This window comes from Nostoc sp. UHCC 0302 (genome assembly GCF_038096175.1).
Taxonomy (GTDB): Bacteria; Cyanobacteriota; Cyanobacteriia; order Cyanobacteriales; family Nostocaceae; genus UHCC-0302.
Map to the genome: position 1 here is coordinate 2,994,902 of NZ_CP151099.1, position 20,592 is coordinate 3,015,493.

Consider the following 20,592-nt stretch of genomic DNA (forward strand, 5'->3'; position numbering starts at 1 on the left):
CGCAATAGCTCAATCAGATTTGCGACACTGGGGTTATCCATTCGTTAAATAGTGGGGTTTTAGCTTTTAAGCTCATCATGAAAAACAAGAAGTTTGACAAGAGTCCCCTGAATTAGTTCGTCACACATACTGGTGTCGTTAGTGTACCAGGAATGCCTAACTCAATTATAAATCTGAGACAGTAATAGTCATGTTTCCCTTTGAACCATCGTTTTGTCCTTGTTGTACTCCAGCCATATTGCATTTGCTGACTCAATCCGAGCTGGCTCAGCACATACTCCAATTAAGAACGGGGTCAGTTTCTGCGGCTATCAGAAGGAATCAAAAACAGCAGCGATCTCTATCCGTAGACCCATCTCTGCCCAGTCTTCCGCTTAATTCTTGATGCTGTGTCACTTGTTCTATCTTTATCCACCACAGCATCTGTAAACCCTCTTTTTCAAATGCTGTACGCGTTTTTTTAAGCTTTTTGACAAATACTCAGCACTTTCATGAACTTCTAGGTTGAAAGGGCGTGCCATTGCTTCCTCAAGAGTCTTTATCTTCCATGCTCTTTATTCTACAGTTCTATGCACGCTCATTTAGACTTGGTATTACCTTTAATCTTTAGTCGCGTTGCCTTCCCTTCTAAGGATATTAATCTTTATTTACCAATAAATAAAGTCGGAAAAGTAGGGTAAGGATTCAGGTCTAATAAGCTAATCAGCATTTAAGCTGCAACATAGCTGAAATTAGTTTTATGTTTGATTTTCCGATGCCACTTAATCACTAACTCGCCTTGATTCAACAACTTATCTAGCAGTGTTTGTAATTCATCTACTGATTTAAATAAGCGATGAGCAATATATTCTTTACATGAATGCCAAACTAATTCGATAATGTTATAGTCAGGGCTATAAGCAGGCAAGAACTCTAAAATAAAATTCGGGAACTCTTGGGATATTTTAGCTAGAATATCTTTGCGTTTATGAAAACTAGCATTGTCTAAAATTAAAATTATCTTTGGCCCATACTTCGAGAAATCTTTACCCACATTTCCTTTACTTACCCACTCTTGTTTTATTAGTTCATTTAATTGTTGTAATTGCTCATAAAAAATATCTGCATTTCCCTTTTTTACAAAAAAGCATACGCGTTTCCGGTCTAATTCTCGAATTGCTCCCATGACGTTTACTCGACCACAACGTCGTTGTCCTGGAATATTCTTGCGTTTTCCTTTTTTACCCCAACCCTTGCGACGAATCACGCGTAAACTAAAACCACTCGTCGCGCGGGTACGCGCGCCCGCTACGCTAACGTCCAAAACCATACCTGCAAACGCTCTGGCTGTTCTCGCGCTATTGATAAATATTGAGCAAGTTTTTCTTTAAACTTCGCTCTCTCTATTGGGTTTTGTTTATCTTCCAGGTTATACTTAGCCCAGATATAGCTATACTTTTTTCGCTTTAATATCCTCCTTACTTGAGAGCTACTTAAATCAATTCCTGTTTTTTCGGTTAAATATGTAGCTAGTCGCTCTGCTGTCCATTTTCCAAATTCATACCCTAAATCTGAGGGTTCTTGGTCAACAGTTTTTAATAACAGTTCAATATATTCAGGCGTAGCTTTTCGGTAATATTCGTCCTCTCTTTTATTATGTAGAGTTTCCAAATTATCAGGATCACCGTGCATACACCAATATGCTACTGTTCTATGCGAACAACCTAAAAATTTAGCAATCTCGTATTGTGGTTTCCCATCATTCTGTAGCAGAATAATGAGAATTCTTTCCCTGACGTGTGGCTGCTCGCTCTCTTTCAGAGCTTGTTGTAGCTTACTAACTTGTGACGGCGTTAAAAAGTTCTTGGCTGGTGGTGGCATCTTTGCTTTGAAACGTCTTCATCTTTCTATTATGCAACTTACGTGCCGATTAGCTTATTGAGGAAGTAAAGAAGGACGAGATAGAGAATTACTAGAATCAGCAATTAGAGCTTGTGTAAAAAAATCAATGACAGACCTACCTTGACGGCGACAAGTCTGCACCACTGTCAGCAAATTAGCAGTATGTTGAAACCGCTCCATCGAACGGGAACCACCACTAACTTTACGTTTGGTGACAGCTAAACGCAGCGTTCGCGAAGCGTGTCCGAAGGACTCTCGTTCAGCCTGATTGTTATCAGGAGGCACTTCAGGGTTATCTAAGAAATACCACCATTGATGAGCTTTATCGCGCAAAGAACGTAAAAGCTGCCCGGCTTTTGCTCCGGCTAAGTTAATCCATTGATCAATAGAGGATTGCAACTTGAATTTGAATTCATTGACCCAATCGTTGTAAAGGCTGGGATTAAGAGTTTCAAACCCGAAGAGCGTAATTTCTAAAAGCTTCATCAATTAAATTAACGAATGCTTTACCAATAACTTGGTTGTGAAGACCTGGAAGTTGAATTAATTTCTTGAAGTGACGGCGTAGATGTGCTAAACATTTCTGTTGAGCAACAGCTTGATAGCCGTTGTAAACGCTAAAATCATCGCTGCTGAGTACGCCTGTATATTTAGTGCCTAAAATTGTTTCTAACTCGGATCGTGAACGAGTATCAGCCGCAGTAAATAGGCAGAATTCAGAATTGGCAACTACCCACAGCCACTCTTTAACTCCCTTGACTGACCAAGCAAGGTGTTTCATCCACATGAATGTTAGGCTGCGTCTGTTTTAACCAACTACTTAACTCAGTGATGCTCGGTTCAATTGCCCCAGTTATTCGTTCATTGGTTGCAACTAACGTCCCCAGCCCAATATCGATTTGCCCCAGTTCCCACAACATTTCCTGCTGTTTTTCATAGGGCATATGTGCATAGTTATTTGCCCATCCTAAAAACGCCTGTAATTTCACCCCTAAATCTTGTCCTGGAATGATATCTTCTGGCCACTGGGCAGCTTGTACATTGCCACAACTCTCACACACGCAGGTTTGGCGTTGGTACTCAACTATTTCTATGGGATGTTCCACTAATTGCGCTACTGACTGTTTTTCTACTTTTAATGCAAGAGGAGCAAATGCTTTGTGACCACAACAGACACAGTTGCCAGGGCGTAAAATTTCATAACGAGCTACTCTGCCAAATCCCTTACGGGTTTTGCCTTGATGTCCTGGTTGCCCACCCGGTTTCTTCTTCGGCTGATTTGATTCCTCTTGTGGGGGTGCTTTTTTGTTTTCACTCTTCTTGTGGATGTCCCCTGATGGCGGTTTGGACGAATTAGAACTGCTCTATTTCTCTACTGACTTTTAAACGCTCTATTTCTTGCTGTAATTCACGTATTACCTTGCTCTGCTCAATGATCATGTTTACCAGTTCTTCTTTCGATAACTGGCCCAAACTTTCTCTCTCTACTTCTTGAGGCAGGTTTTGGTTCATATTTGTGATACTCCACCTCAACTGTCCCCTTTGTCAATACTCTGTTACCTGAATCCTTACTGATGCTAAAGCTGCTCAAGCTCTTCTTCCAAAACTTTGGCACGGTGTTCCTCGCTCATGGGTAAGCGTTAGGGCTTTATTTGAAGTTTTACCCTTATGAAGATATGGCGGCGATAGGCTCTCGTTTAAACATAAAGGCTTGGGATATTTTTTAAACTGGAAGTTCCTTAGCAATTGCTCGCACGACGACAAAGCCACCAAAGCTCTTGTGGTTCGACTGTCTTCTGACAGTAGAGCTTCACAACCAACGAACTAACTAATCTGCAATGGCTTGTTTTTTCTCTTTCATTGGTCGCCTTCCCCAAGGCTTTAGAACTGAGATTACGATAATCAGAACAAGAAAGAGAACTTGAATTACAGTTCCAGTCAACACTCCTGTAGCGTCAAACAAATATATTGGATTATCAAATGCTTGTAACCCTTCTTGTGCCGAGATCCTTTCTGCAACATTTCCCCAAGGAAATAGCCAGAGAGTACCGAATACAACTAAGAAAGTCGTCAAAATCCACTTCACAATAACCCAATAGAACTTAGTGAATCCATAGTTAGTTGTCCAGCAAAGAAACGTTGCCGTAATCACTGAACCAATTGCAGAGGGAATCACGATATAGTCATCAAGTAAAGTAATTGCTGAGTTAAGCGCCAATAGTGCATCCGCGTTAGTAGCCTTTGTGTTCCTCAGCGATAACAAAAACATACTTAAGACGGTTCCTGTCCAAAGTGCAGCAAACCCGATGTGTGCAGACAGCAACCAATTTTTCTGTTTGACACTCAGCTTTGGCATTTTTCCTCCTAACTTGATAGCTCCAACTCCAATTTGTACAAATCGAAGCCTGCGTTCGTTTGTATTGTCTGCCACAGATAGTTAACGCATTGATAGTTAATATATTAAGTATTATCCCAAAGGTCAACCTCGAAACGCTAAAATCCTTTAAAGAAAGTTTTGGACAATTTGATCCAATATCTTCAAAGCAGCTTTTTGTTCTACCTCTGATATGCCTTCAGTTGCCTTGTTGATTGTCTGTGCGCCCACAGATGGTAAGACTTTCATTAAATTCCTTCCTTCATCCGTGAGCCAGATTCTGACAATACGGCGATCGCCAGGATCACGCTCTCGATACACGAGCTTACGATCTTCCATCCGATCCACCACTCCGGTTAGCGTTGCACCCAATTGCTTGAGCTTGTCAGCTATTCCAGATGTTGAAAGACCATCCTCTTCCCACAAACAGCACAACACGAGGTAGTGAAATGGAGTCAGCCCGTATGGTTCTAGCCGCTCTAGGAAATCCCGATACATCAACTGGGATACCAGTTTGACTTTGTACCCTAAGTTGTCAGGTGCTAGGGCATATCGCCACTTTTGAAGAAAATCAGCATTTGGGGATGAGTTGGACATTTCAGAAAAAGTTGATTTATGAGGCAGATAGTTAACGTATTAACTATTCTATTGAGTTTATCTCCCTAAAAGCCTCACAATAACTTAACAAGCAAATTTTGAGCTTGTCATGAAACAAGCTTTTTGTTCCGAGGCAGTAACTTTTTGTTTTGGTGCAGCTAGTAGTTTGCCGAGGAAACTTGGCAAAGCGCTCGCCTACGGTGGTCAGAACACCATCGCTAACTATACCCCTATCCCCAAGTCCTATCTTCTGGTGGTTTATTGTCATTAAAATTAACTTGTTGAGAATAACTGTAGTATGAAACCCTCGATATTTCCGGTTTTAGAAATACCAAATAATATTCCTAATATCTCAAAAGTTCGCATCTGTCTTAATAGAGCAAGCAGAAACATACTTGCCTTTTTATTGTTAATTTATCGCGAGAATGGTAGACGCTCTATTATATGTTTTACCATTATCTTTTTCTAGATTAATATTCTGTATAAGTCTAATAATAGTCAACTAATAAATCTGCTATTGAAAGGAGATAATGCAGTCAGGCGTTGCTTATATTCTCAAAACAACAACACCCAAACTCTAGTCACTTAGTTGTTTCCTCACATCCATCATTCGTTCAGGGTTGTACTAATTAAACTCCACTGAGTAATCAGTTACAGCGCCCTCTGTTTACCACTAGGAGGAAATATCAGCGTTCGAGTTGGGTGTTGTTAGTTGACGAGACAGATTGAAATACAACAGCGTTTTTACCTCTTAACTAATTGAACTTGGGCTGTTAAATCTGCCTATGAAGCTATAGAGCTTCAATTAATAAGTTATCACTCTTTTTAAACAGGAGATTTACTTTGACACTAAACTTTACTTTTTCTACCCAAATGGCTGCCCCCATCGTTACCAGTTCTCTTTGTTGAAAGGTGAGCCCCACTTCCAAATCAAGCTCAATTCCAACTCTTGTCGTGCGCCTCGGTCAACGGGAGCATCCCACCAAAATGCTGCATTGACCGCAGTCTCAATCCCATAGCGATAGTGTAAATCTTAGTAGCTGCCGATATAGTCTTTGCAGGCGTGTATGCCCTTCCAGCACTTATTACTTTTGCAAGTTTCCCCCACATACAGTACAACACAAGCAGCCGAGTCAATTATGAAATAGAAACACGCTTCCCCTGGGCTATCTGATGGCATTCTCCAAAAAGATAATGGCGCAAGCCGCAGCAAGAGCGGATCAATCCTTTCTGGGTCACAGTGCTTAGCTGCAATGTCAAATAATACCGTTTGCTGTGGTGGTTTGTTCTCTCTTACCTTCTGCTGATACTCCAAAATTTGCCCTTTCCACTTCAGCAGGGCATCAGCACTCATAACCAGCGTCTCTGTTCGACGTACTGATGTCAGGGGTAAATCTGAGAAGAGGTCTAGCTGATTGGGTTCCAAGGTCATCACTGGAAGTCACTTTCCCAATAGATTACAGCATTTACGGCTGTTATGAGGTACAGTAGCAGCAACTAGCAAACCAGTTTCTTAAATGTTGAGGATTTATTAAATCGAGTGCAACTGAGATTAGTTGATCAACCATTTCTGTTGTAGTTGGAGCAAAAGTACGTAAAAAAGATTTAAGTTGTGACCACCATAATTCAATTGGATTAAAATCGGGGGAGTATGGTGATAAACATATAACTTTTGCACCGACAGCTTCAATCATTGGCACAATTGAATCTAGTTTATGCGCGGATAAATTATCCCTTACTACCACTGCTCCTGACCATAAATTTGGCACTAAAAACTTTTCAATAAATAATTCAAATGCAATGCCATCCATTGAACCATTTATTGTCATTAATGCAACTACTTCTTTAATACTAATTGCTCCAATTATCGTAAATGAGTGAGCCTCTGTAGAAGGGGTTAATAGAGTAAGCTCTTGTTCCCATTTGTGAACGCGCATGAGTCCTAGTTAACCCAAGTAGAGCAACAGTTTCATCCAAAAATACTAAGTTTTCTGGCTCTATTATGTTTGACCTTATCCCAAAAATTTAGTCTTAAATTTAGGACTCTCTCCGTCCCTGCTTGGGTACTCCGCTTTGTTTTTTTTTCCGATTTAATCCTAATTTCTGTAACGCACGACACATTGCACTTTGACCTACCCAATTACCAGTCTTGTCTGCAAATAATTCACACAACTCTATCAATGTTGCATCTGGATATGATTCAACTAATTCTCTCAACTCTGTGTCAGCATTTGTTAAATGACTAAATTGGGGCTTTCCTCGCGGCTTGGATTGCAAATTTCCTTCAAGTTTTTGTTGTTTTACAAGCTTTTGTACTAAACTCTTTGAGACTGAAAAAATGTCAGCCACTTTCCTGATTGAAATGTTTTTCTCAAGATGTGCTGCAACTATTTTTTCTCGTAGATCGACAGAGTAGGACTTCATTTAAAAGTATTTATATTTTTATCTAGTGTACCTCATAATAGACGCAAGTGCTGTATCCCCCAAAACTGAACTGAGTAAACCTGTTAACTGCTTTAGGGGTGCAATGCCACCGGAAAGGGCGGGTACGCCATCGCATTCTTTGAAACCGGAACAATAAACTTCTTTTTGCGCTTAATTATTTTCCACTTGATCAAGTGATTCCAATTCAGAAGCAAACATCTGAGCTTGCCTTAAAACCAGCCCGAATAAAAATAAATCCACACGCCACTGCACCATGATTAATCCGCCCCAACATTTACTTAAAGTAACTTCAATTGCATCTGAACAAAAATTATCATCTTTAATCCATCTAAAGCCTAAACGATAATTTTCATATCCTGGTAGTAGATAAAGTATACGTTCTAATTCATCTGTAAAACTTCCATTCGTAAACCCAAATTGGTCAAGGATTTCAACTAATTTGGCAGAATTTGCATCAAACATCTCAAATAATCCTTTATTTTAATAGCTAGTTTTTCAGGTGGGCTATGATTAGCTATGATTTCAAATTAATTTAAAAAGCTTAAATATCAAACTAAAAACTTAGACATAAATGATTTTATTATGCTCTCTGTTGAAATGTTATTATAATTCTGAAAGTTATTGAAGTTACAAAAGTACTAAATCTTTGTGAATTTTTCTACCTATCTTAGTAATTAAGCTGGAGAAAGTAATCAGATTAGATGAAAATATTAGACGTAATTGTTGAGCTTATGTCTTTTTCTACCTTTGCTCCTAGAAAAGTTCCTCCCTTGTGCAAAAAACAGAGCGATGGCGCTGCTTCGTCCGCTTTATACAGATACTTTCTTTAGAGACATTATTCTAGCAACGCTACAATTGAGGGCCGCTTTTTATGCCGACCATGAACAAGCCGACAGATAAAAACCAGACGAAAAACACCTGTTATATCCCTTGTCCTTACTGCTGGAGCGACTGGCGCTTAATCGTTCCCCAGATTGATTACTCTGGTTATAAGTGGGAACCCTGTCCAGTATGTGATGGAACAGGTCAAGTTTCTCAACAATAGTAGCGATAGCCGTTGGCTTAATCGATAGCTTATCGCCAACGGCGGGCGAAAAGCACCATCCCTTACTGCCTACTGGTCTGCAATGCTTATCTAGACTTATTTTTAGCTTTTCAAGCGTGCCATTCGATACTCAAGTCAAGACAAAGTGAGCAAGTTTCTGTTTCGAGGCAGTAACTTTTTGCTTTGGCGCAGCTGGAGCCTTCACTTGTTGACCCTTATGAGTGACCAATTTGGATATTACGGATGGTTGCTTACTGGGCATTTCCTCAACACCCATTACGCCATGTTTAGCATTCATGCTCACAAGCACTTGCTTAAGGTTTCGTTAAGTTATAGAGTTAAATATAGTGATTGAATTGATATCTATATCCAGAGTAGTTAACCAATTTCACCTTTGGGTAAAGAGCAAATGAATATTAGATGCAATCGTATGAAGACAAGGTTTAGTAAATTAAATTAGCAAGGGTTGCTAATTCTACGCCTCTTGCAAGGCTAACTCAGATCGCGCTTTGCTTAACAATATTTACAAACAATACAAGCTCCTTTCAAATGTTCTAAAGTTTATATAAATGATTTATCAGTGAAGTTTTGGATTACAAGTAAATACCCTGAATATGTTGTGCTAAAAATGGTTTGACGGCAAGTATGCTGTAGTTAACATCTGGCGTCGTCAGTCTAAATAATTTATTAAATTTGGTTATTAGGGCAAGTCATGAATAAAAAATGGGCTGTCAAACGAATGACACTAAATCTCACTTCTAGTGAAAGCGAAAAACTTGAAAAATATTGTGTAAGTACAGGTAGACCAGCAACTGATGTGATTCGGGAGTTAATTCGCTCTCTGCCAATAACAGACATTATCAGCGCCTGAATAGCCTACACAATGAAGGCTAACTCTATTACACACAACCATTTTTTAGCTGCTCGTTATTAACTTAAACGTCCGATGTTTAAATACTTCAGCTTATATAAGGCGTGTGCGCGCTAAGTCTTTATTGTGTTATCGATGCTGCAAGAGCCGAAAGCAACGCATATATCTACTAAGAGAACGTGTTGCTCTCATCTTGCTCCTTGAGTGAGCAACCAAAAGTATCAGTATTTTATTTACGCTTTGTACTAAATTCTCTATTTTTCTTCCTATCTTTAATATTTTAAGGTGATTACAATGATTTCAGTTGCGTTAATGTTTGATGATTCTATTTTAGATATTAGACCTGAGCTTAACAGCGAATTGGTGACAGTTGTTCAAATGAGCAGATTACCCAATATTGGTGAATCTGTAGAGATTTATGCAAATCAGAACGTCTATTCTCAAACAGAAAAGTTCACAGTTACTAAAGTTACTCACTGGGTTCTTTTGCAAGGAGACTTTACAGACTCGGAGCCAAAAGCTGAAATTACTCTTGCTTTACAAAGCTAATTCCGACAAGATTTAGCACAAAGCCAGTTCGTTGCATAAATTTTGAGCATAACATCGAACTCAGGGGAGTATGATTGCAATCCCGTTATGTCGCTTCTAGGATTAAATAATTATTCCTTTTCCTCATATATAGCCAGAATTACACGTTTTGGCTCAATATAATAAATAGTTGGGTTACTTGATTGAGTGCAACACTGCACTTTTCCTATACTTCTTCCCTACCTATCGAAGTTGATTTTTCCCATGCACATCATTCTTGGTGGCAATGGTCATGTTGGTTCTGCTGTAGCACAAACGCTGTTATCGCAAGGTGAGCCAGTAACCATTGTCTCACGCAGTTCTACGTCTATTCCTGAATGGCACAAGCGCGGCGCGATGGTTGAGGTTGTAGACGTAAATAATACCGTAGAACTACGCCGCGTGTTTGCAAAGGGTAAACGTCTTTTCTTGCTTAATCCACCTGCTAATCCGGCGACAGATACAGATGTTGAAGAAAGAAAAACTTTCTTCTCCATTCTCGAAGCAATAACAGACTCTGGCTTAGAGAAAATCGTTGCCCAATCCACTTATGGAGCGCAGCCCGGTTCTCAAATTGGCGATTTAGGAGTCCTTTATGAAATGGAGCAACAACTCGCCGCTCAGCCCATACCATTTAGTATCATCCGCGCTGCCTACTATATGAGCAATTGGGACTTCTCTCTACAATCTGCTAAAGTGGATGGCGTAATCTATACTTTCTTTCCAACTGATTTCGCATTGCCGATGGTTGCCCCACGCGATATTGGTCAGTTGGCAGCGCGTTTGATGACACAGCCAATAGAGAATACAGGGCTACACAACATCGAAGGCCCAGAAAGATATTCTTCGCTCAACGTTGCACAAGCATTTGCCAAAGTTTTACAAAAACCAGTCAAGGTAGTGGAAACTCCGCCTGACCAGTGGATAAAGACAATGCGGAATATGGGATTTTCAAACTCAGCAGCAGCATCCTTCTCCAACATGACAACCCTTGCGCTCTCGGCACAGATGCCACCCCGTGAGCTTGTTACACGAGGAGTAGTTTCATTAGATAGTTACATCGCAGAACTAGCGCATTCTGTTGTTTAACTCATTTGAAGAAAGATATTTCCATACATAATTGATCAAACACGGCGTCAATTATGATTTAGCAGCAACAGCAGCCAAAGTTATAGCTTCTGGTAAATCGCCAGGAGCTATTGACAGCAGAAGAAATACGCTTGGGAACAGAGGCTTGCAACTCTTGGTCGAAACAGCGTCAACGTCTAGAACTCACATTCCGCACCCTTAACTGTCACAATCGGTTATTACGGAAGTAAATTTAGTAAGAAAGAGTAAAAAATTACTTTTATCTAGAAAAAGTACATTTGAGATAGAAAAATTTCTCAAATTTATTCTCAATAATCAGCAATAAATAACGAGGTTGATTTGGGAGAAAAATTTAATAATATAATTTTATTGTAAGGATTCAGGTAACAGAGTATTGACAAAGGGGACAGTTGAGGTGGAGTATCACAAATATGAACCAAAACCTGCCTCAAGAAGTAGAGAGAGAAAGTTTGGGCCAGTTATCGAAAGAAGAACTGGTAAACATGATCATTGAGCAGAGCAAGGTAATACGTGAATTACAGCAAGAAATAGAGCGTTTAAAAGTCAGTAGAGAAATAGAGCAGTTCTAATTCGTCCAAACCGCCATCAGGGGACATCCACAAGAAGAGTGAAAACAAAAAAGCACCCCCACAAGAGGAATCAAATCAGCCGAAGAAGAAACCGGGTGGGCAACCAGGACATCAAGGCAAAACCCGTAAGGGATTTGGCAGAGTAGCTCGTTATGAAATTTTACGCCCTGGCAACTGTGTCTGTTGTGGTCACAAAGCATTTGCTCCTCTTGCATTAAAAGTAGAAAAACAGTCAGTAGCGCAATTAGTGGAACATCCCATAGAAATAGTTGAGTACCAACGCCAAACCTGCGTGTGTGAGAGTTGTGGCAATGTACAAGCTGCCCAGTGGCCAGAAGATATCATTCCAGGACAAGATTTAGGGGTGAAATTACAGGCGTTTTTAGGATGGGCAAATAACTATGCACATATGCCCTATGAAAAACAGCAGGAAATGTTGTGGGAACTGGGGCAAATCGATATTGGGCTGGGGACGTTAGTTGCAACCAATGAACGAATAACTGGGGCAATTGAACCGAGCATCACTGAGTTAAGTAGTTGGTTAAAACAGACGCAGCCTAACATTCATGTGGATGAAACACCTTGCTTGGTCAGTCAAGGGAGTTAAAGAGTGGCTGTGGGTAGTTGCCAATTCTGAATTCTGCCTATTTACTGCGGCTGATACTCGTTCACGATCCGAGTTAGAAACAATTTTAGGCACTAAATATACAGGCGTACTCAGCAGCGATGATTTTAGCGTTTACAACGGCTATCAAGCTGTTGCTCAACAGAAATGTTTAGCACATCTACGCCGTCACTTCAAGAAATTAATTCAACTTCCAGGTCTTCACAACCAAGTTATTGGTAAAGCATTCGTTAATTTAATTGATGAAGCTTTTAGAAATTACGCTCTTCGGGTTTGAAACTCTTAATCCCAGCCTTTACAACGATTGGGTCAATGAATTCAAATTCAAGTTGCAATCCTCTATTGATCAATGGATTAACTTAGCCGGAGCAAAAGCCGGGCAGCTTTTACGTTCTTTGCGCGATAAAGCTCATCAATGGTGGTATTTCTTAGATAACCCTGAAGTGCCTCCTGATAACAATCAGGCTGAACGAGAGTCCTTCGGACACGCTTCGCGAACGCTGCGTTTAGCTGTCACCAAACGTAAAGTTAGTGGTGGTTCCCGTTCGATGGAGCGGTTTCAACATACTGCTAATTTGCTGACAGTGGTGCAGACTTGTCGCCGTCAAGGTAGGTCTGTCATTGATTTTTTTACACAAGCTCTAATTGCTGATTCTAGTAATTCTCTATCTCGCCCTTCTTTACTTCCTCAATATTAGACCTGAATCCTTACAATTTCTGAATCTACTTCTCGATAGAAATTGATTTCAATCCGAAAGTTTTGATAGGCATAAATTTTGCAATCATACTTGTCAGAAGGTAATTTGATGTTTCCAAAGTTCATAAGCTTTCTCACTTTTTACTAGTTGTGTTCTAGGGTATTACCTCCACGGGGTAAAATTATTCCACACAAACCAACTTGAGCCAGCCTCCAAATAGCTAGCAGTCCGATGGATTGCCAAAGGATTACTCCAGTAGCAGCAGGCATTGATGGCAAAGGTGGGTTTGTCCTGCAATGTTCCATCTGGTAAGAGAATCTGGTAGACTTCATCCTCAACCCACAGCTCCACCCACTCCCCATGCAAGTATTCGGCGTAAAACTGACTCCAGCGAGATTCTAGCCAACGCGATTCAACAGAGCGATCGTAACGCCACAGCTTGAAAGAGATGTTCCAGTGTGCGAGAAACTCTAGCGCTACAGGCTTGGACTGCATCAATATTTCCTTATCCCCCGGCACAAGTGTCAACTCCTCACACAGCCGGGGAAGCTCCACAGCCATACCGCCGTACTCGACGGTGTACCACTCGATACCGCTGATATTTTGGTTTACCTGCTCTGTCCAAAGTGCTTGTCGCTTATCAGCTGTGTCTTGCGCTTTTTTGGAGAATATATCGAAACGCAACACTGCTTCTACGGGGGACAAACCGCCTTTTGCTGTGTGGTTTTGTAGGGCAAGGTCACACGCCGACTCCCAACCGGTTGCATTGATTTGGTCTATCTGTTGGGCAAGTGCAGCGGCTCTTGGGTCTTGAAATCGTGTCATTAACCTCTCCTTATCTGTTACTTATTCTTTGTTTAATCAATAAGCTTTACAGTTTTTCATACAACCAATTAAACCCTACGGGTAATAGTTGCGTAGTCAGTAGTAAACAAGATTCAGAAAACTAATAGCTGAAGACTAATGGCTATTAAACTGATACCCGTTCTTTCTTACTAGCGAAAGCCCCCGCCTGTCTAAGGGCGAAGCTGGGGTGAGGATGGGCGAAGAATTCTTCTACAGCTTTGGTTAGACCTGCTGCAACTTCTGGGTCATGGCAGGCGTAGACATAGACATCTTGTTGAGTACCATTGACCAGTCGTGTTTCTTGGCGTGAGCCTAAATGTGGGTAGAATGTTCTCACCCATGTGCCGAGATGACCACGGTAGTGAGTGCCTTTGAGAGGGACTTTCTTACCGAGTTCAATCTCAGCAAAATTCACAACGCCTAACCACTTTTCTTGTGTGCCGGTTAGAGTTTGTCTGTTGTGTTCAGCAAAGAGGTTAACAGCATAATCCGTCATCTGCTGTTCCATATAAGGGTTGAGTTTGCCACCTGTGAGTTGGGTGAGAGTTTTCATTGCATCAACCAGTGTTTTTAACCGCTGCTCGACTGGAGGGAGGGCTGGTACATGAATTTGGTTTTGAGATGCAATTGTGTTGGGTATGGCTGCAACGATTTCAATAAGTATCGTTCGGATCTGTGCAGCCACCTCTGATTGTTGTAGCAGCATTGCAGTTCTAAGAGCGCCTAAAGGACTAAAAATTCTCGCTTTTGGTGTTCTCGGACTTAGACAGAATGTCTGTCTAACATCCCGAAGTGCTTGTCCTGCGAGGGTTTCGCTTTCTTGGACGCTAAATTCTTCTTGATTGCTTCTGTACAATTCTTTGATAGCCGATTCCGTCACCTCAAAGTATTCTGCAATCTGTGCAGTAGTAGCCCAACCACTGCCACCCCAGACAGCGAAAACTATTGCCTTCGCCTTTGAAAGAATGGATAGGGCTTTGTCACTCTCAAAATTTCTTAAAGCTGAAGTCCTTAATGTTCTCGACTCCAGCAACACGGACTGATTTAACAGTAAATTCATGTTATCTCCTTGAAGAGACAGGGTAAATGACTGTTTTATTGAACGGTGTCAGTTGTCCAAGGGAATCGGTTGAAGTCCTGGTGGAGAGCTTTAAAAAAAATGAACTCGTTTTCTGACCAATCGAGATGAAGGGTAAGACGGATTTCATCAGGGTCTACTCTCTCAACACTTTTGCCCCGCCAACAGTTAGCGCCTGTTAGTTCCCAGTCTATTGACTCTGTATAAATCTCTGCTATTACTGCTCTCGATGCCGCATTTTTAACTGCGCTGACTGAGGCAGGAGTTTTCTGCTCTTTCTTGTCAACTAAAAAAAATCTGTATGCAGGCTGCATCTGCACAAGGCTGATGAAGTAATTGACGACTTCTGGCACAGCTTGTTGAAGAGTCACGCGGTCTTCATCCAGCGTGATTAACTGATCCTCTACTGTCGGGTACGAGAACAAGCGATCACGCACCGATATATTTCTTGTTCTTACCCCAGAGATACCCATGCTTTTCTGAAGCTCTTGGATGTTGTCTCTGATCTTGAGGGGGGACAAAAAGGGCTAGGATGCAGATAAAATAAGCCTCATAGCCCTTTCTCCTTGTTGATAATACTTACGCTTATTAGGAGCTAGTGTCATTAACTCAACCACCAATTCATAAGAATTTTCCATGAAATCGACCCAGTTAGACCCCTTCGGGTTCGCAGTCGCCTGCGGAGGGAAACCCTCCCGCAGCGCTGTCTCACCATATAATCCAACATAAAAACTGCTATGACGGCGAATTGTCCGCCCTGATTCTTTAATTCGACCGACATATTTTTGAACACCCATACGTTTAATTTTTTGACCAGATATAGTTGCAGCCGTATATGCAAGTGAGATTAATAGTATTAGAGAAATTAAGCGTTGACCTAATACATTAGTATCTTCCAAGTTATACCCACCGCTCTTAAAATCTCTAAACATCTCTTCAATATCAAAACGTTGTTTATAAGCCTTAATAGCCGAATCTAAGCTATCTAAATTAGTTAGGATAAACCAGCCTTCCTCCGGCGCAACTCCAAAACGTTTACGTTTCCATTTACTAGCAAGATTAAAGCTAATAAATCCTGTAGACTTTGTATATTTAACACCTTGATAAAAGAAAGAAAGTCCAGGTGCTAAACCTGAATCTCTTAATTGCAGCCAAATTTCCGGTTCTATTTCTATAAATGCATCTTTTTTTAAGCGCAAACAGAAATATACTTTCTGCTCTGTCAGCCAGTTAGCCAGCTTTATCGAACAAAATTCGCGGTCTCCTAACACGACAGTTTTATAATTATTAAAAAGCGGCAATGCTTTTTTGAATACTGCTTCTTGTTCATCAAAATTGCTTGAACCCAATTTGTCTAATAGATTAAAATATATTGGGATAGACCTTTTATCCCAAACCACACTAATCATTAACAGATTAATACACCCCCAGTTAGTCCGGTCAATTACTAAATAAATAACTTCATTTAAGGGGAAATATATTTCTAACCAGCTTTTAATAATTGGGAACCAAATTTCTTCAACGTTGATGTAATTTAAAGACAAAAATCTTTGGATTTTCTTTCTTCTACTTTCAAAAAAGATGGGGATAGGTAAAGCAGTAGCCAGTGCTTCGATGCTAACAGTTTTAATAGATTGTAGTAAATTTATCAGGATTTTTAGTAATAAATATTCCGCACGTCCCAATTCTCGCTTGAGATTTGTCTCGTAGAATTCTGGTAACATTATCATTAAATAGAGCTTATTGCGAATGAATGCTCTTTTTGTTTTACCATAAATTGCTACACTACTTGCCATGTATCTATTTCAGGGTATTTTGTATCCCCTCAAGGTCTCTGATACTGTGGTAAAGGAAAAGGTCAGTTCCAAAACGAGGGCCAAACATTTTACCCATACTGTCATAAAATTTAGCTCCCTGCTGTACATCTGCTGGGGCATCAATGCACCAGCCTTTGGGGTCTGAAAGAATGCGGCGGATGATTTCTTCGTCCTCACTGCTACTGTTACCAAGGTTTGCAAGCGACAAATAAACCTGTTGGTTTAGTAGAGAGGGGTAAGTGAATTTGTGGCGTTCGGGGTATCTCAGGCAGATGCAGTCGTGTAGCAGCGAGGATAAGCCCTCTGTGGTGAACAAGCTGGGATTGTCTTGGAGGAGTAGCTGGAAAACTGGTAGGGTAGACATGACTGTCCTTTACAGGGTAGTTAAGCGATCGCACTCTTGGCCGGGGGTGATCGCTTCTAATTTCCTTCGTCAAAACTAACGTCAAAATCAACGCCTAAAGCTGCTTCTATTTTTCTAAGGGTTGATTCTGGTAATACTTTAATATCTTCATTTTCAACGGAGTACCAGTTCTGAACGCTCATATCAGCAAGTGCAGCTAACTTTGTGAGCGGGCGACCGTCTGCTTTTCTCGCCTGTTTAATTTTTTCACCCAAACCTGGAACATCTTTTCGTAACGGCCTCTCAACTTGCATCAAACACGATCTCACTTAACTACCTCCTTATATTTAATCTCACCTTTCACCTCTTAACTATAAAGCATAAGATGACGGTTGACAACCGACGGTTTAAAGGTTATAGTTTGAGAATAGAGGAAATAAGCGCTAGCCTCTTAGCTAAATATAGGGACGCTCAGAATAAAACTAACCAAATCAAGCTAATTACGAAACCAACAAAACCAGTAGCCAGCGGGATGAGCAGCCGCAGCCGTAAACTTGTAATGGCCAAGCCACCGTGAGATGATTCCGATGACCTACCAAGTCTGAAAACTGGTTGTAAAAACTTCAAGCTTTGCAGAACAAAGGTGATTGTGAACTCCTCAGTACGCAATCGCCTTTTCAATTGTTATCACGTGGCTGTACAGAGGACACGGTAATATCCCAATATCTTCTCTACAGCTTAGTGCTGTCTGGTGTTTTGACATCAGCTGATACGCTTTGCCTTGGAATTGCTTTATGAGGCTTTGCCAATAAGAGAGTGAGCGTTGTGCAAGCACAACGTTATTCATGTAAATCAAAAAGCGATCGCTCTGCCTGAGAAACGTTGCGATCGCCTTTATCAACCAATGAAGGTTTTAAAATTATGCCACAAGTTGCAATAACTGTAACCCCTTGCGTAAAAGTTGAAGAATTGAGAGTAGTAGAAGTCTGCTTTGGCTGCCACGAATATTACGCTGATGACAAACTCATAGCCAGCATAACCTATGACCTCGACCACTTAACGCAACGCTGGGTAGTCATGGTCAATGATGAAGAGCTCCATCGTGCTGCTACCCCAATGCTTTGCCATCGCTACATCTGCTGGGAGTATAAAGCCGGCTCATTACCAGTGCAAGAGCAAGAAGCCAATGCCGCGACAACTGGGAATGAAATCATGGTTCAGATTGCTGACGAGTGTGAAAAGTATGGTTTTGAGTTGTTAGATGACGGGATCTACAAGGATGAACAAAAACTCGGTGAAATCGTTTACACAGAAGGCAAGTGGTGGGTCGTGCGAGGTTCATCGGTGCATCAGCAGAAAGTCGCGTGTGATTCTGCTCTTGATGCAGTGTGGTCGTTGTCGATGGCTCAACTAACTTGTTGCGAAGACTTGTTAGATAGACCATTTGAGACGCTAACGGTTGAAGAATGGCGAAGGCTAGTGGAATATCAGCCAGAGCTAGAAAGCCAGAAGTTAATAGCGGTGTAATTGTTCATCAGCAGCAAAAAGCCCTCTATCTTACTAAAGGGTTTGGTTAAAGTAGTTAGGAAGACTGCGAAAACTGAAAAGCCAGATAGACATCTGGCTTTTCAGCATGAACACAAGTTCTAATGCTTGAATAATATCAGATGAATATCTTTGCAGACACTGATATGCATCATATATACAATGCCATTTCACGCATTCAATCTAGATACTAGTAAAAGCCTCATCTACAAGGCGAGATGGGGCTTGATTAGCTCGGTTGCACTGTTACTGTAAAGCAACTGTGCAGTTAATAAATATTTTGTTAGACAGAATAAACTGCAATGTAGCACTTTTAAAGGTAACAAATAATACAGCTTTTTCTAAGCCAAAGATAGTTCGTATTTAACGTTTACGAGGCAAAGCTTTTGAGAATTAAGTGGCGGCAAATGACAGACTCGCTGATCCCACCCCTAATTACTGTTCGTAGAGAAAATGGTGGGTTTTGATACCCACCGGCTGATGAACATCTTATATGCAGCAATTATAAGGTCACACAGAAAAATACAAGTAATCAGTTTTACTGCTGCTATTCCTTAGAGATAAGGGCTTCGCCACGGTGAGAGTGAAAATGTTGGTATAAAGAAATGAATCCTGAACAAACATCAGAATTATTTGCCCTGTTGATGCGCCAAGAAGAATTACTCAAGCAATTGGTCGCTTCAATTAATAAGCCAAAGCTGGGATTGCACTCGGAAGCTGGCAATTGCAAAATCTATTGCAATCGCCACAACAAGTCTTTGTGGTACACGCTATCAAATGATGAACCAGTTGCGATCGCTCAAACTGCTCTGACTGGATATCTGCGAGAACTGAAATTTGAAAAGAGCGAGAGGAATAAGGAAGAAAAGTGTAAATTGTTGATTTCAATTCAAGCAGACAAACTCTACATCTTAGAAAGCGGCTATGATACGCACTTTTCAAAAAGCATATTAGCAGCCGTTGCCTTGTTGACTCCACAGCAGCTTTACTCCCCAGTAACAATTCAACAGCAGGCAGGGGATAAGGGAACTGTGCTGTTCTGTCGTGTATGGGCTGGGTCTGAGCTAATCATGGCTAACTACAACGAACAAACCGACTGGAAAGCAACCGCTCGCCAAGCTTTAGATATAGTCAAAGCTGCGAATGAAATGGTGTTTTAAGTAGAAAAGCCTGACGAAGAAAAGGCGGAAAAATCCGCCTACTTAGCTAAAAAACTTCTTAAGAACCGATTATTGCAGATGATGTGACAAACCTATTTAAAGTTATGTCTTAAGTATGAATGCATTAGTTAGTTGTAAACAGGGCTTGTAACGAGCGTTACTATCAGTTACTCAAGCCTTATCTACAGCTTACTGTGCTGTACATTCATTACCCAAAATAATCTGATGACAACAATAATTGTTCACCCCAGCGTCGAAAACTTACAGCAGTTTTCTGACTCATTCGACTTGTCCAAGCTGTTGAAATCTGAAGGAGTTCTGCCGTGGCTTTTGGCTAACGGATGGGACTATGACGACAAGACGCGATTAATTGCAGACATTGTTGACGAGTCCACAAGTCTTGATGAAGTTTGGGATTCATCAGAGTTCGATTTTAACGCATTGCCTGATGAAGAAAAGGAAAAACTAAACCTAATCTTCGAGCATTTCTATCTGTAATCCTCTGTCACTTTCAACCATTAATTAATCAAAAGGTAACGAAAATGCAAGCGACAATAACTCTTCCACGCTCTTTATCCCAACCTCTTTTTACTATAGGTCAGCGTATCCAACAGGGAAAAATTATTGGTATCAATTACTCGGTTCAAAAGAATCGCGAAGGTTGGTACTATACAGTATTAATCAATGAAACTTCCAGTCAGGCACTAAGTTTACCAGAAACACAAATTCGTCTCTTAGAAGAGCAAGAAAAAGAAGCGCAAATCCTAGCCGAAATCGACTCACATTTGAAGCGGTTAGCGGTTCTTCAAGAAGAGTTAAATACAAATTTAGAAATTCGTACTCCGTTTGGTACAATTCCTGCGCCTATTTCTCAAACGCCTCGCTCACCTAACGGTACATCCAGATTATCCGAGCCACGGAAGAAGAAACTTACTGCTTAATAAGAGTTGCTCATATTTGCTGAAAAAGCGGGAACTGAAATCCCTATAAAGTTCCCGCATAATTACCGGATGAGAACAAT

Annotated in this window: 22 protein-coding genes and 3 pseudogenes; 9 read left to right on the forward strand and 16 right to left on the reverse strand. The window is 40.8% G+C overall.

Going from position 1 to position 20,592, the window contains the following annotated elements; translation table 11 throughout:
• Positions 1-709: 709 nt before the first annotated feature.
• The 8 genes and pseudogenes from WKK05_RS12725 to WKK05_RS12760 form a co-directional block, all read right to left on the reverse strand.
• Positions 710-1,860, reverse strand: a pseudogene (locus WKK05_RS12725) (IS630 family transposase).
• Between the two features lie 54 nt (positions 1,861-1,914).
• Positions 1,915-3,393 (reverse strand): annotated as a pseudogene (locus tag WKK05_RS12730) (IS66 family transposase).
• Between the two features lie 316 nt (positions 3,394-3,709).
• Entirely contained in the window at positions 3,710-4,237 is a 528-nt protein-coding gene (locus WKK05_RS12735; RefSeq protein ID WP_341530051.1) for a hypothetical protein, read from the reverse strand.
• 147 nt (positions 4,238-4,384) lie between these two features.
• On the reverse strand, positions 4,385-4,852 hold the full coding sequence (locus tag WKK05_RS12740) for a MarR family transcriptional regulator (RefSeq protein ID WP_341530052.1): 468 nt from the start codon (positions 4,850-4,852) through the stop codon (positions 4,385-4,387).
• Positions 4,853-5,885: 1,033 nt separating this feature from the next.
• Complete coding sequence (locus WKK05_RS12745) at positions 5,886-6,284, reverse strand: hypothetical protein (protein ID WP_341530053.1); 399 nt, start codon at positions 6,282-6,284, stop codon at positions 5,886-5,888.
• Between the two features lie 43 nt (positions 6,285-6,327).
• Entirely contained in the window at positions 6,328-6,789 is a 462-nt protein-coding gene (locus WKK05_RS12750; protein ID WP_341530054.1) for a transposase, read from the reverse strand.
• Between the two features lie 100 nt (positions 6,790-6,889).
• Complete coding sequence (locus WKK05_RS12755; RefSeq protein ID WP_341530055.1) at positions 6,890-7,276, reverse strand: IS630 transposase-related protein; 387 nt, start codon at positions 7,274-7,276, stop codon at positions 6,890-6,892.
• Between the two features lie 171 nt (positions 7,277-7,447).
• On the reverse strand, positions 7,448-7,759 hold the full coding sequence (locus tag WKK05_RS12760; protein ID WP_341530056.1) for a hypothetical protein: 312 nt from the start codon (positions 7,757-7,759) through the stop codon (positions 7,448-7,450).
• Positions 7,760-8,168: 409 nt separating this feature from the next.
• Here WKK05_RS12760 and WKK05_RS12765 point away from each other — a divergent pair, with 409 nt between their 5' ends.
• A complete protein-coding gene (locus WKK05_RS12765) occupies positions 8,169-8,342 on the forward strand; it encodes a hypothetical protein (protein WP_341530057.1) in 174 nt (57 codons plus the stop codon).
• 130 nt (positions 8,343-8,472) lie between these two features.
• On the opposite strand, the gene WKK05_RS12770 is transcribed toward WKK05_RS12765, so the two are convergent.
• Positions 8,473-8,640 (reverse strand): hypothetical protein, encoded by a 168-nt coding sequence (locus tag WKK05_RS12770; protein ID WP_341530058.1) that lies wholly within the window; start codon positions 8,638-8,640, stop codon positions 8,473-8,475.
• Positions 8,641-9,054: 414 nt separating this feature from the next.
• Between WKK05_RS12770 and WKK05_RS12775 the strand changes: the two genes are divergently transcribed.
• The 4 genes and pseudogenes from WKK05_RS12775 (at position 9,055) to WKK05_RS12790 (ending at position 12,782) form a co-directional block, all read left to right on the forward strand.
• Positions 9,055-9,213, forward strand: coding sequence for a CopG family transcriptional regulator (locus tag WKK05_RS12775; protein WP_341530059.1), 159 nt, complete (start codon positions 9,055-9,057; stop codon positions 9,211-9,213).
• Positions 9,214-9,507: 294 nt separating this feature from the next.
• Entirely contained in the window at positions 9,508-9,762 is a 255-nt protein-coding gene (locus WKK05_RS12780) for a hypothetical protein (RefSeq protein WP_341530060.1), read from the forward strand.
• Positions 9,763-10,005: 243 nt separating this feature from the next.
• Complete coding sequence (locus WKK05_RS12785; protein ID WP_341530061.1) at positions 10,006-10,869, forward strand: NmrA family NAD(P)-binding protein; 864 nt, start codon at positions 10,006-10,008, stop codon at positions 10,867-10,869.
• 431 nt (positions 10,870-11,300) lie between these two features.
• Positions 11,301-12,782 (forward strand): annotated as a pseudogene (locus tag WKK05_RS12790) (IS66 family transposase).
• A gap of 162 nt (positions 12,783-12,944) precedes the next feature.
• On the opposite strand, the gene WKK05_RS12795 reads toward WKK05_RS12790, so the two are convergent.
• From WKK05_RS12795 to WKK05_RS12825, 7 genes are all read right to left on the reverse strand, one after another.
• Complete coding sequence (locus WKK05_RS12795) at positions 12,945-13,607, reverse strand: hypothetical protein (RefSeq protein WP_341530062.1); 663 nt, start codon at positions 13,605-13,607, stop codon at positions 12,945-12,947.
• A gap of 145 nt (positions 13,608-13,752) precedes the next feature.
• On the reverse strand, positions 13,753-14,688 hold the full coding sequence (locus WKK05_RS12800) for a hypothetical protein (protein ID WP_341530063.1): 936 nt from the start codon (positions 14,686-14,688) through the stop codon (positions 13,753-13,755).
• Positions 14,689-14,723: 35 nt separating this feature from the next.
• Positions 14,724-15,179, reverse strand: a complete 456-nt coding sequence (locus WKK05_RS12805) for a hypothetical protein (protein ID WP_341530064.1) — start codon at positions 15,177-15,179, stop codon at positions 14,724-14,726.
• A 54-nt stretch (positions 15,180-15,233) separates the two neighbouring features.
• Positions 15,234-16,430 carry an IS4 family transposase gene (locus tag WKK05_RS12810; RefSeq protein ID WP_341531074.1) on the reverse strand — a complete coding sequence of 399 codons (1,197 nt, stop codon included), beginning with the start codon at positions 16,428-16,430 and terminating at the stop codon, positions 15,234-15,236.
• Between the two features lie 76 nt (positions 16,431-16,506).
• On the reverse strand, positions 16,507-16,887 hold the full coding sequence (locus tag WKK05_RS12815) for a hypothetical protein (RefSeq protein WP_341530065.1): 381 nt from the start codon (positions 16,885-16,887) through the stop codon (positions 16,507-16,509).
• A gap of 56 nt (positions 16,888-16,943) precedes the next feature.
• Positions 16,944-17,180: a helix-turn-helix transcriptional regulator gene (locus WKK05_RS12820; RefSeq protein WP_341530066.1), complete on the reverse strand. Its 237-nt coding sequence runs from the start codon at positions 17,178-17,180 to the stop codon at positions 16,944-16,946.
• Between the two features lie 157 nt (positions 17,181-17,337).
• Positions 17,338-17,547, reverse strand: a complete 210-nt coding sequence (locus WKK05_RS12825; protein WP_341530067.1) for a hypothetical protein — start codon at positions 17,545-17,547, stop codon at positions 17,338-17,340.
• Between the two features lie 240 nt (positions 17,548-17,787).
• Between WKK05_RS12825 and WKK05_RS12830 the strand changes: the two genes are divergently transcribed.
• From WKK05_RS12830 to WKK05_RS12845, 4 genes are all read left to right on the forward strand, one after another.
• The gene (locus WKK05_RS12830) at positions 17,788-18,393 is read left to right on the forward strand and encodes a hypothetical protein (protein WP_341530068.1); all 606 of its coding nucleotides are present in this window, start codon (positions 17,788-17,790) and stop codon (positions 18,391-18,393) included.
• A 623-nt stretch (positions 18,394-19,016) separates the two neighbouring features.
• Positions 19,017-19,571 carry a hypothetical protein gene (locus WKK05_RS12835; protein ID WP_341530069.1) on the forward strand — a complete coding sequence of 185 codons (555 nt, stop codon included), beginning with the start codon at positions 19,017-19,019 and terminating at the stop codon, positions 19,569-19,571.
• A 225-nt stretch (positions 19,572-19,796) separates the two neighbouring features.
• Complete coding sequence (locus WKK05_RS12840; protein WP_341530070.1) at positions 19,797-20,069, forward strand: hypothetical protein; 273 nt, start codon at positions 19,797-19,799, stop codon at positions 20,067-20,069.
• A 44-nt stretch (positions 20,070-20,113) separates the two neighbouring features.
• Entirely contained in the window at positions 20,114-20,512 is a 399-nt protein-coding gene (locus tag WKK05_RS12845; RefSeq protein WP_341530071.1) for a hypothetical protein, read from the forward strand.
• The last annotated feature ends 80 nt before the right edge of the window (positions 20,513-20,592 follow it).

Bases quoted from the DNA above. Each gene is read 5' to 3' on its own strand.
- WKK05_RS12735 (WP_341530051.1), bottom strand. From the start codon at position 4,237: ATGCCAAAGCTGAGTGTCAAACAGAAAAATTGGTTGCTGTCTGCACAC.
- WKK05_RS12740 (WP_341530052.1), bottom strand. From the start codon at position 4,852: ATGTCCAACTCATCCCCAAATGCTGATTTTCTTCAAAAGTGGCGATAT.
- WKK05_RS12745 (WP_341530053.1), bottom strand. From the start codon at position 6,284: ATGACCTTGGAACCCAATCAGCTAGACCTCTTCTCAGATTTACCCCTG.
- WKK05_RS12750 (WP_341530054.1), bottom strand. From the start codon at position 6,789: ATGCGCGTTCACAAATGGGAACAAGAGCTTACTCTATTAACCCCTTCT.
- WKK05_RS12755 (WP_341530055.1), bottom strand. From the start codon at position 7,276: ATGAAGTCCTACTCTGTCGATCTACGAGAAAAAATAGTTGCAGCACAT.
- WKK05_RS12760 (WP_341530056.1), bottom strand. From the start codon at position 7,759: ATGTTTGATGCAAATTCTGCCAAATTAGTTGAAATCCTTGACCAATTT.
- WKK05_RS12765 (WP_341530057.1), top strand. From the start codon at position 8,169: ATGCCGACCATGAACAAGCCGACAGATAAAAACCAGACGAAAAACACC.
- WKK05_RS12770 (WP_341530058.1), bottom strand. From the start codon at position 8,640: ATGAATGCTAAACATGGCGTAATGGGTGTTGAGGAAATGCCCAGTAAG.
- WKK05_RS12775 (WP_341530059.1), top strand. From the start codon at position 9,055: ATGAATAAAAAATGGGCTGTCAAACGAATGACACTAAATCTCACTTCT.
- WKK05_RS12780 (WP_341530060.1), top strand. From the start codon at position 9,508: ATGATTTCAGTTGCGTTAATGTTTGATGATTCTATTTTAGATATTAGA.
- WKK05_RS12785 (WP_341530061.1), top strand. From the start codon at position 10,006: ATGCACATCATTCTTGGTGGCAATGGTCATGTTGGTTCTGCTGTAGCA.
- WKK05_RS12795 (WP_341530062.1), bottom strand. From the start codon at position 13,607: ATGACACGATTTCAAGACCCAAGAGCCGCTGCACTTGCCCAACAGATA.
- WKK05_RS12800 (WP_341530063.1), bottom strand. From the start codon at position 14,688: ATGAATTTACTGTTAAATCAGTCCGTGTTGCTGGAGTCGAGAACATTA.
- WKK05_RS12805 (WP_341530064.1), bottom strand. From the start codon at position 15,179: ATGGGTATCTCTGGGGTAAGAACAAGAAATATATCGGTGCGTGATCGC.
- WKK05_RS12810 (WP_341531074.1), bottom strand. From the start codon at position 16,430: ATGTTACCAGAATTCTACGAGACAAATCTCAAGCGAGAATTGGGACGT.
- WKK05_RS12815 (WP_341530065.1), bottom strand. From the start codon at position 16,887: ATGTCTACCCTACCAGTTTTCCAGCTACTCCTCCAAGACAATCCCAGC.
- WKK05_RS12820 (WP_341530066.1), bottom strand. From the start codon at position 17,180: ATGCAAGTTGAGAGGCCGTTACGAAAAGATGTTCCAGGTTTGGGTGAA.
- WKK05_RS12830 (WP_341530068.1), top strand. From the start codon at position 17,788: ATGCCACAAGTTGCAATAACTGTAACCCCTTGCGTAAAAGTTGAAGAA.
- WKK05_RS12835 (WP_341530069.1), top strand. From the start codon at position 19,017: ATGAATCCTGAACAAACATCAGAATTATTTGCCCTGTTGATGCGCCAA.
- WKK05_RS12840 (WP_341530070.1), top strand. From the start codon at position 19,797: ATGACAACAATAATTGTTCACCCCAGCGTCGAAAACTTACAGCAGTTT.
- WKK05_RS12845 (WP_341530071.1), top strand. From the start codon at position 20,114: ATGCAAGCGACAATAACTCTTCCACGCTCTTTATCCCAACCTCTTTTT.